The 14,803-nt window shown below is 45.2% G+C and carries 8 protein-coding genes and 4 pseudogenes; 3 read left to right on the top strand and 9 right to left on the bottom strand.

What is annotated here, in order from left to right; translation table 11 throughout:
- Positions 1 to 1,121: 1,121 nt before the first annotated feature.
- The 6 genes from BLU64_RS15820 to BLU64_RS15795 all read right to left on the bottom strand — a co-directional run bounded on the left by BLU64_RS15820 (position 1,122) and on the right by BLU64_RS15795 (position 7,581).
- Entirely contained in the window at positions 1,122 to 1,409 is a 288-nt protein-coding gene (locus tag BLU64_RS15820; protein WP_074729360.1) for a Bor family protein, read from the bottom strand.
- Positions 1,410 to 1,854: 445 nt separating this feature from the next.
- Positions 1,855 to 2,772, bottom strand: coding sequence for a hypothetical protein (locus tag BLU64_RS15815; RefSeq protein ID WP_139171529.1), 918 nt, complete (start codon positions 2,770 to 2,772; stop codon positions 1,855 to 1,857).
- A gap of 77 nt (positions 2,773 to 2,849) precedes the next feature.
- Positions 2,850 to 3,416: a fimbrial protein gene (locus BLU64_RS15810; RefSeq protein WP_026742290.1), complete on the bottom strand. Its 567-nt coding sequence runs from the start codon at positions 3,414 to 3,416 to the stop codon at positions 2,850 to 2,852.
- 54 nt (positions 3,417 to 3,470) lie between these two features.
- Positions 3,471 to 6,041 (bottom strand): fimbrial biogenesis usher protein, encoded by a 2,571-nt coding sequence (locus BLU64_RS15805; protein ID WP_051625482.1) that lies wholly within the window; start codon positions 6,039 to 6,041, stop codon positions 3,471 to 3,473.
- Positions 6,042 to 6,191: 150 nt separating this feature from the next.
- Positions 6,192 to 6,803, bottom strand: a complete 612-nt coding sequence (locus BLU64_RS15800; RefSeq protein ID WP_235195085.1) for a fimbria/pilus periplasmic chaperone — start codon at positions 6,801 to 6,803, stop codon at positions 6,192 to 6,194.
- Positions 6,804 to 6,963: 160 nt separating this feature from the next.
- Positions 6,964 to 7,581 (bottom strand): fimbrial protein, encoded by a 618-nt coding sequence (locus tag BLU64_RS15795; RefSeq protein ID WP_026742292.1) that lies wholly within the window; start codon positions 7,579 to 7,581, stop codon positions 6,964 to 6,966.
- 2,548 nt (positions 7,582 to 10,129) lie between these two features.
- Between BLU64_RS15795 and BLU64_RS17685 the strand changes: the two are divergent.
- Positions 10,130 to 10,387: pseudogene (locus BLU64_RS17685) on the top strand (transposase); the annotation flags it as partial.
- 236 nt (positions 10,388 to 10,623) lie between these two features.
- Here BLU64_RS17685 and BLU64_RS17520 read toward each other — a convergent pair.
- Positions 10,624 to 11,304 (bottom strand): annotated as a pseudogene (locus BLU64_RS17520) (IS110 family RNA-guided transposase); the annotation flags it as partial.
- A gap of 122 nt (positions 11,305 to 11,426) precedes the next feature.
- Positions 11,427 to 11,627, bottom strand: coding sequence for a hypothetical protein (locus BLU64_RS17515; RefSeq protein WP_200873745.1), 201 nt, complete (start codon positions 11,625 to 11,627; stop codon positions 11,427 to 11,429).
- Between the two features lie 106 nt (positions 11,628 to 11,733).
- Here BLU64_RS17515 and BLU64_RS15780 point away from each other — a divergent pair.
- Positions 11,734 to 12,578: pseudogene (locus BLU64_RS15780) on the top strand (IS3 family transposase); the annotation flags it as partial.
- A 32-nt stretch (positions 12,579 to 12,610) separates the two neighbouring features.
- Positions 12,611 to 12,854, top strand: a pseudogene (locus tag BLU64_RS15775) (IS3 family transposase); the annotation flags it as partial.
- A gap of 308 nt (positions 12,855 to 13,162) precedes the next feature.
- Here the strand turns inward: BLU64_RS15775 and BLU64_RS15770 are convergent.
- Positions 13,163 to 14,530, bottom strand: coding sequence for a hypothetical protein (locus BLU64_RS15770; RefSeq protein WP_139171528.1), 1,368 nt, complete (start codon positions 14,528 to 14,530; stop codon positions 13,163 to 13,165).
- Positions 14,531 to 14,803 lie beyond the last annotated feature (273 nt).

Here is a 14,803-nt window from a genome sequence, read left to right as displayed (position 1 = left end):
CCAGGCGGGGTATGCGGAGCCAACAACACCCTCGCGTGATCGCTCCACAGGACTGAAGGTTTCCGTATTGGCGAAGAGAAAGTGAAAATCGTAGGCAGGAAAAAGGTCACTGCCCCTGCCGGTGGACGCCGGTGATGGCGGGTGATATTGACGGTTCCCACTCAATAACGTGACTGATAGGAAGGTTATCCCGGGACTTATCCGTCGTGCCCACCGAAAACCGGACGGATTGCTGTTCGGAGTGCGTATTTAACGCTGTGTGATGATAATGCGCAGGTCGGGAAGCGATGACGATCAACCACAAGTAAAACCAAATGACACGTGCAGGCAGGCAGTCGTGGTCGGATGGATGAATAAGTTAGTATTGAGGAAAGACTACTTAAAACTCAATATCTAAAAGAGCATAACCTCGACTGAAAATAGGCTCGTGTATATCATCAAACTGAATTGCTCCTCAGACACACCTTTCCATGACGAGATTCAATGACAAAGTCATATTAACATCCAACACTATTTAGGCAGAAAATAAATATGACATTGAGTCATCGATTTCCGTGTAAGGAGAAAGTATCGTTCTCCGACAGTAATAACATAAGCGTCTTATGAATAATGATTACGGTGGTTAATCTATTATTCATCATCAGATCTGTAGCTGATATTTCGACTATTTACGCAAATAACCTGTTTAAGATACCAAGCCAAAATAATTAACGCGCTACAGGATTTCCCCAACGGTGTTAAAGAGTGCTTATTGAAAGTGGACACTGGTAAGTGTCCTATAAAGAGAGGCTGGCTTGTGGCATGGCTGGGTCGGTATTATCGCCCAAAAAAAGACGATACGCCCCGACCAACTATCAAATACATTTACCCGGATCGAGCGTTTGAGCGCTTTTTGCAGGGCAGATATCGTTTTTCTGATTCATATTCCCAAGCCCCAGACGTGTCCCCTCACAGCCCGTGAGCATCATGACCACGGTCAGTGCCCCGATAGGCAGTATCCATCTTTGTATATAACGATGCTTCATTACGCTGATCTCACAATTGGGGCTTAGACGACCCGGATTTCTCCGGTCGACGAAATAGTTCATCCGGACATCGAACGGACCATTCGCTTAGCAGGCTTATTTTTCGCAATATACGCGAGCTTCACGCGGCGTATAAATACCGAAGGTGATGACATTGAGGAAGCCATTCATGAAGGTGAGCTGCGTTTCGGTTCGGGAAACTTTATCGGCCCCGCCGCAGACAGCTGCTGCATCAATAGTTTTCTCCTGACCCAACCCAGAAATAAAGAAATGATGCGTTTCTACTTTTGTGGGACTGAGCGGCACATTCTGTTTGAAATCAAAGCCCTGTTTTGCACAACCGCTGAGCATGACCATTAAACTCACCATTAAAACTTTTTTCATAAAAGCCTCAGTTAAATCGAAAGGAGACAGATTATTTCATACTATTTCTTGGTGTGTCTAAACCGGGCTTAAATAGAAAGCACTTACATTATTCATTCAAAAAAATGATAAATAACTGCCATACAGCGCGCCTCGAAAAATTTTCTCTGTAAAGTTTGGTTCAGCCACCATCGGGTTAATCGCACCATAATTCGGTATCTGGCGCACCTGAAAAGCCGTTAATCCGCGTACCCCAGCCTTGTTTTAATTTAGTCATCACATGGCTTCGGTGAATGAATCGGATCTACATAACAGCGTCCCTAAGACCGACTGATTCTGTTAATCCGAATTCGCGCTGACCTGCCTGCACGTGTCATTTTTTGATCACAGGTCATCGCCGTAAATTGTCGACCTCAGCAAGAGAGATCAACAACAGACCTGGGGTGTTCAAATTATTCGTGGCGATTCATTCAGGCTCAATCTTCATGACCATCACCCCTTGGCTTTTACCTATTACCGGTGTTTTCCCGGCGCCTGGAATAATCGTCAAGACCGTATCACCTTGGTCTTCCGCTACATCTACCGAGGATGTGCTATTTGTCATGTCGATAGCCACTTGATTTCTAAATACACAATATCGTAATGAGTCATTATCTGTGCCGATGCAGGCGCCATCACTTTTACTGGTTGAAAGAGTCAAATTTACTTTTGTCGGAGTTTCTGTGCACTGCCATTTCACCGGCAGTTCTTTTTGTTTACTGAATAGTAAACTATCCCCCGCGCTTGATAGCTCAGCTATGGCGATATCACCAAGATCCACCAGCGCATCTGTGGATAATGAACACTGAGATTTATAGGGAACTTCCCCAGATAGATATAGATCCCAGTGGTTTTCACCGACACTGATTACTCTGGAAATTTTTATCGTTTTGCTATCAGCGCATTGGTTCGTCACTTTAAGGGATGACGTATCAATACTATTGATGGTTACTGCATCCATTGCTTTGCTGACCCCAGGGCCATCGAGATGGGCATTTGACAGAAAAAAGTCAGAACTAAATACGACTTTTTCATTATCAGCTGCTCCACCACGATGAACTTTATAGGTAATATCCGCTTCCAGGCTTCCTGAAAAGGCGATGCACTGCGAATCCACGTCATACTCATCAGGACTCTCGCTGACCCAAACGTTGCCTTGGCTAATAGAGGCGGAGCTTGTCTTCTGACTGGGAGGTGGCAAATTTAAAGTTGCTATTCCCGAACCATCATTTCCTTCACTCGTTCCATACCATGAAATATGACCACCTACACCACAATATCCTATGGGAGAAAGGAATATTGCCAAGCTAACAGCCAGATTAAGCGTTCTATTTTTTAGATTCATGAGATTTATATTTCCAAAGGGATGTTTCACCTTATCTTAATAAGGGGGGGTACTCTCTTTCATATAATATGTGTAACTTATTGATATTCGAATTTCATATTCATTATCGAACTAAATTTTCCCGCAGTGGCCGTATTTTGGGTTCCGACGTAGGCAACTTTATACGTTAATGTATTATCCTGAGAAGGGGTTAAAGTACTGGTTTCTGTCGTGCTCCCATCGGGTTTAAATTGCGTCGCGTTATCTGTCTCGTAGACATAAACTCCGACGCCTGTTGCCCCCCCTTCACTACTACTCGCGTTGTTCGCAAAAGCCATGACATCATTTTCATCTGCGGTGCCTGACGCCGTCACTTTGACGGCAGAGGCGGCGGCGCCGCATCCGGTGAGGATTATATTGAAACTTCTTTCCCCTGCCGTTTTACTTTTTTGGATATCTCTGTCAGAAATATCGGGCAGAGGGACTGTCTGATTTTTAGAATTATCGTCAATAGCACATGTGTTAGCTTTGACAGTGCCTGTTATAGTAATTGTCGCAGTGTCGTCGGCAGCATAGACATAACTAAACAGATTGTTGATAAGCAGTAACATTGCGGCAAAAACAGTAGTGATTGCATGTGTTTTTAACTTCACTTTCGAACCCACCTATTAATCTCATTTTGATACCAGTAAGTAACCCATCGCTGAATCAGTGATTGTTCAATGACATTCCATATTGATCCTCACTACGGACTGTTTTTCAGCATCCGCGGGCAAGGACCAAGGAGCGGAACACCGTCTGCCAGCTCCGTCGCCCCAATCCGCATTGACCGTCCCTTCCCGCGGCATCCCGGACAAAAACACCAGACCATCATCACCCACAATGCCCGACCGCTCACCGGCCGTCACCATCGCCCCGAAAGGCACCGGTTTGCCTCTATACATCAGCGTCATCAGTATTCGACTACCGGAATACCCCTTAAACCTAGCTCGCACAATAGCTCCACGGGTTGGCACCACACGGCTGACCGCGTAATCAATATCGGTATGGTCATCCAGCGATGCAGTGTCCAGCGCGATCCGATTTTCCCGGTAGATGGTGGCATAGGGCTTAATCGCATACCCGCGCCAGTCCGTGCGGACCCCGGCTTCGTTTTCTACCGCCACGCCGGATACCCCCGGCGCTGCAATCAAGACGCCGGTCTCACCTATTTGCTGTCCCAGGGTCAGACCGTTTGCATGCAGCAGCCCTCCCCCGCTGACGCCATAACTCACTTGCTTGTAGGTGCTGCTATAGCTGTAGCCCGCGTTACTACTTCCATACCCGCCCTGATAGCTCGCGCTTACGCTGCCACTGTCGCCACTGGTGCGCGAATATCCCTGGGATACGTTCCAGCCAAGGTTGTTCCCTTCAAGTGCTGTGCCGCTAAGGCCGGCTTGATGAGTAATATTCCCGGTAGTGTCCTGCCCTGCGCTGTAGGTGGCATATACAGGATGGTGACGGTTCTCCCTATCGCCCGACAAAAAGGCATCCAGCGGTACGGACAGGGATAGATACAGCGATTTATCCGCGCCACTCTGTCCGGTTTCCCGGCTGTAACTCCATGACAGGCTGTAGCTAACGCTTCCAACGGAACTGTTAAACCCAGCCTGCAGAGAATCAGCGGCGCCAGTGCGATTCCAATATGTCTGCCTGACCCCTGTGAGGTATACAGAGCCGATCTTTCCTACCCGCTGAGAGATACTTGCCTGAACTTTCGCCCGCCGGTTGTTATATAGATTGTAATAATCGGTATAGGGCCGCTTTACTGGTTTACCTTCAACGTCAACGGTATCTGTGTCATAACGCCAGCCCGTCATTCCTTTCAGGGCCGTTTCATCCAGTGAGTGGAAACCCTGAGTGGAATAACGATACCCCGTTAGCTGGAACGTCGTACCCAGCGAGTTAAGCGAACGAGCGTATAAGAACCTTAGTGACTGCCCCTGATGACGGGAGCCATCCACAAGGGTACTGTCTGCCTGAGTGATATCAGCAGAAAAGGCACCCAGCAGCCCCAGATTCAGCCCACCGCCGATCAGACCGGACAGATAGTTCTGCGAATACTGCATGCCACCGTAAACAGTGATGTTATGAGGCAGCCCCCATATCAGCGTCCCCTGGGCAAACTCCGGGCTGTTGTAGCTGTCACTTCCCGCCTGATACCGCCCCGCCGTCAAGGAATATTTAAGATGACCTTCACGCTGTAACACGGGTACGGACGAATAAGGCACGGTAAAAGTATGTGTGCTGCCATCCGCTTCAGTGACGGTAACCTCAAGGTCGCCACTGGAATACACCGGATAAAGGTCATTAATTGCAAACGCGCCGGGGGAAACAAAGGTCTGATAAACCCTATAGCCGTTCTGTTTAATGCTGACTTTCGCATTGGTAGTGGCCACGCCCCGAATAACGGGCGCGAATCCTCGGAGACTGTCTGGATACATGTTGTCATCCGTCGCCACTTGCATCCCTCTGAATCCGAGCGAATCAAATACATCACCACTGGTTGTGCTCTCGCCCATCACCAGTTCACTGCGCAGCGGAACAATCGCACGCTCAGCGTAGGTTTTTATGCGCTGCCATTTACGGTAACGGTAATAACGGCTTTCATATTCATTCCACGTACGGTAATCCCGCAGTCGCCATGGCCCCACGTTCAGTCCGCTATTCAGGTTTAGGTAATGGCTGCTACTGTTGCTGTAACGTCCGTGATTGATATTGCCGCTGAAGCTATAGTTCAACAGCGCTGCATTGATCCCCTCATCCCACTTTTTCGGCGAAATATAGCCCCGTGCGCGATTGTGCATGGCAGCCTGTGGAATACTGATATCGAGCCTCATTTTCTGAAAATCGAATGAGGTGGATGCTTGCGGAATGTATCTTCCGGGAGAAATGCACGCATCGTCCTTAATCGCGTTCAGAACGGGGAATGACGTCAGATTCACCCCAAACTCCTCAAGGTCCTGACGGGTCAGACAAGCCATCAATCCTGTCTTATCCAAGATGTCCGATGCGTCTTGCTTTTCCGCCCCCGAGGCCCCTGAACGGGGATCACCATGACCTACAGCCTCAGTGAACCGCAGGTTGCGACTTGCAACCTGTTGATGATTAACATAAATATCAACCTGATAATTTCCGGGCAGTTGAGCGCCCTCTTTCCCAAAACGGGACAGATCCGCCACCATCTGTGCATCCGAGGCAATAAGCTCCGCCGGGAAATAAAGTTCAGCGTGCGCGCACAACGGCAGCATCAGTGCTGCAGTAACCCAGGCCGCCACAGATGATATGGCGCAAAACCGCCTGTTCTCTGGTGCTGTCTTTCCCTTGTGTTGTTTGTTGTCATGTAAAATCTGCATTCAGCAAGCACCCAAATCAAACCTGAGTAAAAAAAAAGAACAGCATTACTTCAGCTCTGAGCGCATTTCCGGTGTCGCCGCACCATAATCGTTGATTGTCCGATACGTCACCGTTCCTCCCGGTGAAGCCGGAAGCGCTAGCGTGGCACTGCTACGCGGTGAAACCATGGTGTCAGGCAGCTTGCTCCCTCCGACCTTCATCTCGACCAAAGTGAGATAATAAGGCGTCGGATTATCAATTCGTATCTGGCCGCCGGCACGGTGAAAGGTCAGTTCAGTTGGCGCTTTATCTACGGTCGGCTTCAGTCCGGCAGGGCGCAGGAATAATTTGATGCGCGTTACCGCCGCCAGCAACAGCATGTTTTTGCCTTCCATCTTCTTCTTGTCGATTGAGGGAATAGCTTTAGTGTTGAAGTAGTAAAGGGTTTCCCGGTCAGGCGCTGCCGATGCGCCGACATACATCAGACGAAGGGTGTTCTCATTACCCGGCCCGCTAACATATAGTGGCGGGGTAACAACAAAATCCTGACTCTTTTTCTCATCTGCCTGTTCTACCCAAGACTGGACCAGGAAGCTGCTCTGTTCCGAGGTATTGCGCACGGACATAGGGACCTGCTTCTGGTTTGCCGGGTAAATAATGCGGGTCCCCCCCAGCATGATGCCTCCTGCATTTGCCAAGGAGGGCATCAGACATACTGTCGACATAAATACTGCTATTAAGGTGTTTCGTATTTTAAAACCGGGCACGATTGTTTCCCCTGATGATGATGAAACCGATGTCCGCGACACTCATGTCGCGGACACAGTGACTCTGCGATTATTCGTAGTTCACTTTGAAGTTAACGGAGGCATTTGCTGCGCCAGCGGTAACAGACGTACCAGTCGCCACATAGGTTGCAGTGAAAGGAATTTCATTTTCACCCGCAATGATGTTCTGTGATTTGGTGCTGGTGCTGCCATCAACCGTGACAGTCTGTCCAGCCTGCATAATCTGGATACCTACGTTTTTGGCCGGCGTAGAGCCAGCTCCATCAGCGGTCAACTGCAGGGTGGTGGAATCCACGGTAGACCCATTGAACGTAATGGACGCTTTGGTGTAGTTGCTCGTCCCGGTAGCCGCACCCGCCTGCGGTGACAAGTCACAACCCACCAACTTGATGGTGAATGGTACTGCGGAGCCGGTGGCGCCTTCTGTTGCCAACTGATTGGTGGCAATTTGCCCCAGAGTGACACTCTGACCATTCGAAGAGCTATCTACCGCACATGGCGCAGCAACAACGGAACCCGTAAAGTTGATTTTGCCACCATCAACACTAATCGCTTTAGGGGAAACCGTCGTTGGCTCATCACCGCCACCACCTTCGTCATCTGCGTGACAAGTGAACGACCCAGCCATTAATACCGGTAACAATGAAGCCAGAATGAGTTTTTTCATTTAAAAATCCTGCTATTTGATATTCATATATTTCATTAGACAGTCAAAAACACCACGTTCTTGATGTCATACTTCATTCGCATGTCATGCGAATACATTTGTCCACTCAGTAAATAGACAAATGTATTCCCTGGATTTCGCAAGACCATACTTCCACCTGACAAAATGAAGTGCTAAACAAATAAAAACATTTAAAGACAGTAATACCTCTTATTAAAGTAACCCCAGAAACTAATAAAACGCCTCATCAAATCAGAGAAAAACAGCCATAGTAAAAAAGACTTAGCTAACTAAAGTTATGTGGAAACAAATCCAAGTTAAGCAATATCGTTTGATTGAAATAAAAATAACGTTAGTTATCTTAAGTAATAAAACAGTTTTCACACTCACCAAAATATTAATTACACCGGCAACTTCCGCTCCTTCACTCCTGAGCGCCATAACCTACGAAGTGGGACTTATTTCACTATAACCGCTTCATCTACTCTGGTTTTATCCGATCCACAGCGATTTCGTTGACGTAAGAATGTGAGATTAATTAATTTTCACCACCCCCACACCTGAGGATTGATTCAAATCAAATTGGCATTATTTTATTTTCACCCCTCAAATTGACTTGGTGCATTATCCATAAACCAAACCGATCGTCAAAGGCGATCAATCAAGCAACTTTAATAGTTAATACAAATCAAATATTGGGTCACCGATCGCTGATTCCGATCATCAAAATAAACTCACACACAAGTAAAATCACTGTTATATATAAGGAAATTAACTTTCCCATCATGTATTCGCAAACACGTTATCAATCGTTAAAAGTGAGAAATAAACAAAATGGCAACAGATTTCATTATCTAAATTAACGCTAGCCGTTTAACTTCCATTTAATTTTATAATAAAGCACAATTTTGAATATATATTTTCGAGAAAAGAACAGATACAAATTGTAGTGATGTTGTTCGTCTTAAAATATCACCCATTCTGAAATGTTTAACACTGACTCACGCGATAGATGGAATTTGATGTATCAAGACACACCTTTTTAATTAAATTGACGCCACTCGTTTAACCCACGTTTAGCTTTTCAAAGAAGCTCGGTTAAATTACTTATTGTCTAAATAAAATCAGATTCGAGATGTCACCAGGTGATTCGTTTCTAAATATTATTTATTGTGTGGTTATTAACATTAACCCCACGCTATAAGTGGAGTAAGGTGTGTCAGACGAACACATCTGGCCGATTACATGCTGACAAATAAACTCGTAACACATTGTTAAATAAAGATATTTAATATTCGGCACAGGCCTGATGTCGCCGGTAGTGGTTGTGTGCCCCTCCTAAATGTGGTTTTGCAGTCCGATCCCTCCATGAAAAACCGTGCTTCCCCGTAGCTAACCGCTGCCAGAAAGTGCCAGACACAAAAACAAAAAAGCCCGCAGTTACGCGGGCTTAGAGGTGTTTTTACTGCTTATACGTGCAGGCTGTTGCCAGAAGCGAAATCATTCCAACAAGATTATCAACCAATCAATAAATTCATTATAAAACATAACATTCATATATTCCGGAATCGTAAGGCTATGAAAAATGCCATACAGAGTCAAAAAACTACCTAAGAGGACGGGTTAGCGCTGCTAATGGCAAAGCTAGCCGATAGCTACCGTTCAAAGACAGCCAGATCATCATCACGAGCACCCTTAGCCAACAACTCAGCCGTATAAGACGGATCGGCCTATAAAAGCTTAGCCATTGCCTCTTAATGGCTACTGTCTTTCATAAAGTTCGCCTAGCACTCAAGCTTCAAGAATAACCCGTTCAGACCACCACAAAACCGTCTGATTCTGGACGACTCCAACCGATTGCAGCAAGCGTCTGCCAACCAAAAGCGGCCAGTGGAAAAAGACTGCTCTAGACCCAATTCAGACGTTTAATGAGTCAAAATAATGACCGCTATGCATAGCGTTGTGGTCTTTCGCAGTCGAAGACAGCACTTACTCTGGGACATCAAGAGGTCGCTGCGACAGCAGCGCACAACGTCATCAACTATCTGAGGTGATGTGCTCATATCCTAAGTGTAACTGTTTTGACCACCGTAGTGGCACCAAAGCCTCGCTGGTTCGTCGCGGCCATATTCGCTTTTTGGTGAACTATCATTGCAGCGCAAAATCTACCTACCGCTCCTAACATCACTCGGATGCGCACTTCGCCAATTCCGTCATTTATCCCCATGATGGCAGTGAGTACTCGAATACTCACACCGTAGCATGGCTTTGCCAAAAGATCCTGATAGTCAACAAGTACTTCGCCATGGCTTTTGCAAGGAGGATTGCCGCCATCCAGGATGCTGCACGGTTGACTGAGCCGCTCTTTGCGCAATGCTCTGACTTGACCAAGAAGCGTTTTCGGACCCTTTGCTTTCTGACAAGCAGTTAAAAGACACTGACCCTGACCCTGACCCTGACCCTGACCCTGACCCTGACCCGAAATCTTGCTCCATTCAGAAACAAAATTCCGGCATGATAACCTCCCCCCTGAACGGAGGTGGTGCCGATGAAAAGATCACGATTCACTAAAGAGCTGGTTGTTTTTGCCCTTAAGTAGGCAAAGCTTGGAACCTCTGTGCCGGACATCTGACGCAAGTTCGGTATCTACGACGCCACTTTTTACGCCTGGCGTAAGAAATACGGCGGGATTTCGCCTTCAGAACTAAAACACATGCGGCAGTTGGAAGAAGATAATCTCAGGCAGAAGAAGCTGGTGGCCGACCAGAGCCTCGATAAGGCCATGCTACAGAACGAGCTGACAAAAATGTATGGTTCGCTACCGTTTTGCAAGCACACGATGATAAAAGCTGTTTGCGTTAATGTATCCGGCCTCTTGCAAGTCAGCTGCTTTTGGCAGCAAGGCCATGATGGAATAAGCGCGTCAAGTTCTCGATAAACTTCTTCGGCTGCTAAAGCCGCTTTTTTGTCCCAGGTTTACAAGACGCCATTGCACAGTTTTGTCATCACATACCCTGCACACTGGTAAGATTTTAAGCGATTTTAGACATCTCGTTGTTGTAAATAGAAAGTGCCCGGTCGAGTCATGACAGCCCAGATAATTCGGGCAATTTTGTTCGCCAGTGCAACAACAACCTTATTGCGGTGTACCCCACGCTCTTCCATAATTTGTATCCACTGTCCCAGCAGATTTGTTGTTCTGTTTAAATGCAGAACACAGGTTCGGGCACCATGGATAAGCAGTTTTCTAAGGTATGCATTACCACGTTTACTCATACCTAATAAACGTTGCTTGCCTCCTGTTGAGTATTCTCGGGGGACAAGGCCAAGCCAGGCTGCTAAATTGCGCCCTGATTTAAATTGTTGACCATTACCGACAAACGCCGTCATTGCTGTCGCTGTCAATTTTCCTACGCCGGGAATCGACGTTAGCCTTTTAGCTATTCCATCCGCATCAGCGATAGATTCAATACGGCGACGAATGTGCAAAAGCTTTTCTTCAAGGGCACGGTATTCCTGCCAGAGATCAGTGAGTATATCCCTCATTGATGGACTCAACTCGTTTTGCTCGTCTGCTAACAGTGAAGGCATACCATGTGTAAATTTCGCAATCCCACTATGAATAGTCAGCCCGTATTCCAGGAGAAATGCTCTGGTCTGATTAACCACCGCTGTTTTATGAGACACCATGCGTTCTCTGATCCGATGTAATGCCTGCAGATCGAGTTGTGCCGTTGTTTATGGTATCACTGTTCGCATAGTAGGGTGAGAGATAGCTTCAGCGATTGCTTCAGCACCAATCAGATCATTCTCGTTTGATTTAACGAAAGGTTTTACAAATTGGGCTAGGACAATGAAGGGCGTATATCCAAATGATTTAGCTTTTCTGGCCAGCCAATGGCAACCCCCATGCCGATTGTCATCTGGGGTACACGGGCCAGATACTCAATTAATTTATCGCGGGTAAAACATCGCCGAATCAGGATATTTGCTTTGTCGTCCATCCCGACTAAACGAAACCTATTTTTACCGATATCAATACCCATTCTGCTCAGGGACTGTGTCTTTATTCTCGACATAACACACATCCAATATAAAGGCTGACAACAAGTGAAATTTTAGCAAGCCGGGTGGGAGCGAACCATTCCATTAGCTTTAAAACCATCGATAAAGCGTGAGCTTGTCAGCCATCTGACGACGCAGTTTACGATGAGCATACGCCAGGCATGCAAGACGTTATCGCTGAGCAGGACGGTGTTTCGTTATCAACCGGATACACGGCGTGATGAACCGGTGATCCAGAGCCTGACTGAGGCGGCTGAACTCTATCCTCGCTACGGATTTAAGAAGCTATTTCAGGTTCTTCGCAGGCAGGGAAATACCTGAAATCATAAGCGTGTACACCGGATTTACTTCCTGCTGAAACTGAATTTTCGTCGCAAAGTAAAACAACGACTGCCCTTGCGTAATCCGGTTCCGCTGGCCACACCGGGAGCGCTGAACCAGAGTTGGTCCATCGATTTTATTCACGATGCGCTCGTCTGCGGCAGACGTATCAGAACCTTCAACGTGGTTGATAATTTAACCGTAAGGCGCTGGCGATAGAAATCGATCTGAATATCCCGGCTCAGCATGTCGTCCGGGTACTGGATAGGATAGTGGCACACCGCGGATATCCACTGAAGATACGGATGGACAATGGGCCGGAATTAGTCTCGCTGACTTTGGCACAGTGGGATGAGGATCATGGTGTGATGCTGGAGTTAATCAAGCCGGGTAAACCTGCGCAAAATGCTTTTATCGAACGCTTTAACCGGACATACTGGACAGAAATACTGGATTTTTACCTGTTCAGAACACTGAACGAGGCACGGGAAATCACAGAGCGCAGGCTGACGGAATACAACAGCGAGCGGCCTCATGAATCCCTGAATAACCTGACACCGGAAGAGTACCGGCTAATGGCTGAAAAACTGAAACTCTCAAAAAATGCGTGAAACTAAAACGGGTGTGCTTACACTTACACCATGAGTGGCAGTCGTTCCTAAATCACACGGTCTTGAAGGCAGCATGAGCGTCGTGGTAACTGTCACGATAACGCAGTTGCGGAAAGCTTTTTCCAGCTACTTAAACGCGATCGGATAAAGAAAAAGATTTAAGGAACGCGGGAAGAAGCCCGCATCAATATTTTTGATTACATCGAAATGTTTTATAACTGTAAGCGTCGGCATGGTTCAAGCAATCAGATTCCACCGGCAGAATACGAAAACTAATATTATCATCGACTCGAAAGTGTCTGGATTTTTCGTGGCGATTCACTTCGACAAGATGATGCTGCAGGATGTGCTGGCAAAAAACTGCCGCCGGCGTGCCCACTGCAGAGAAAGACAGCTATTACTTGTGCTGCGCGTGAGCCGCAATCCGCCGGTTGTCAGAATATGCAGCTAACTTTAAGTCGATTACTTTTGATTATCAGTGGATTAAAACTGTCATCAGTGGCAGTTTTACTAAATTTTTAGCTAGTATAAGGCCCCCAATTTGGGGGCGGTTTGAAAATCTGGTATTATAAATTTTTATGCTATCAATGATCTGAAGCTATGAGGTTTTTATTCCAAATAAATATTTTTACGCCTTCTACTTCGATTACTTTGTCGGGATTACCGAATTGCCTAACAACAGTTGCCTCAATATCATTGTTGTTAACGATGACAAAATTATTTCCTGAGTTATACCACTCATCTTTACTTAGCCATTTCATCTTTATCAGCTTCATACCATCATAATATATTGGTGCTACTTGTACATCACCATATACTGAAATAGATGAAGCATGCCAAAACTCAGCATAGCCTTTTTTTAGACCATTTTTTTTGATAATTTCAGAAACATTATGCATTTGATTGAGGGCTTTAGGAGTATTTAGCATGTTGTAAATACTGTAAATAGATACAACAAACATTACAAAAAATACAAGATACTTCAATCGTGTGTTGCTACATTCTCCATCATTTTTTCTACTAAGGAGTATTGTCGTAAAAATAAAAAATGGAATTATATATCTGATTGATGATACCCCAACATTTACGCTACTTACTACAAAAGCTATGGGCATAACAAAGGTTGCTGAACAAAGATAAACATCAAGGCTATCAAAGTCTTTTGCTTTTTTTAATTTTAAAAAAAGCATGATCATAATATAACTTAGACATGCAAAGGATAAACAAATAAATATAGTCTGGCGGTTGTGTGGATCTGCACCGAAAAAGAAAGAGTCTTGTAATCGTAAAAAACCTTCAACTAAAATATTTAGGTTACTATAAAAATCATCCAATGATACAAATGTTGGGGATGAATATCCTGGAACATTAAACCCGTATTTTTTGAATAGATTCCATATTAACAATGATGATCCATATGAAACTAAGGATATTAGTGTAAGTGCAGACCAGCGCTTACTTATCTTACCTTGTATAAACGTGACAAAAGAAACAGTTAAAAAAGGGACAAGTATTATAAATATAGAGATACTATCACTGAAAAAAACCATCGTTAGTATAAAATAATTGATGATGAGATGACAGTTCAAACCGCTTTTAACGTATTTCATAGTAAGTAATAGAGATGTCAGGCTAAAAATATATGCGCCGATATGAATTACGGGAACTAGTATGTTACTTGTCAAAAACAGGCCCGGTGTTCCCAGCAAGAAAAATGTAAGAAAAAAACCTATTTTTTTATTATCACAGCACATTATTATGAGGGTGCATAAAACCACTAGATATATTGCTGGTAGAGCATAGTTGTACATATAATTATATCCACCGATGAGGATCACCAGTGAATACCAAACTAATTCTGTAAAGTAAAATGGAACAGTTGATAGACTCCAGCCTTTAAGATATATATTACCTTTACTTAAATCGCTAGCGGCAAGGAACCCAGAAGCCATATCCGAATTTATGTTTATTCTTTGACTTATTTTATAGTAGATAAGTGACATAACTAAGGCTATGACTAAGTATAATCCATAGTGGATGAAGTTCCTTTTATTCATTTTTTAACCTGTGTTAGATAATGGAATTGTAGAAGCATATATTACCTTCAATCTCTTCTTACATCTATAGAAAAATACAACAATGACCCGACATCTCTTGGCTGCATATCCTTATTTTTACTGAATATTTGGACTGGATTCATGCCTTGATATTTTACCTTGATCATG

The organism is Lonsdalea quercina (assembly GCF_900107885.1).
GTDB classification, from domain to species: Bacteria; Pseudomonadota; Gammaproteobacteria; order Enterobacterales; family Enterobacteriaceae; genus Lonsdalea; species Lonsdalea quercina.
This window is presented reverse-complemented; position numbering and strand designations above follow the sequence as displayed.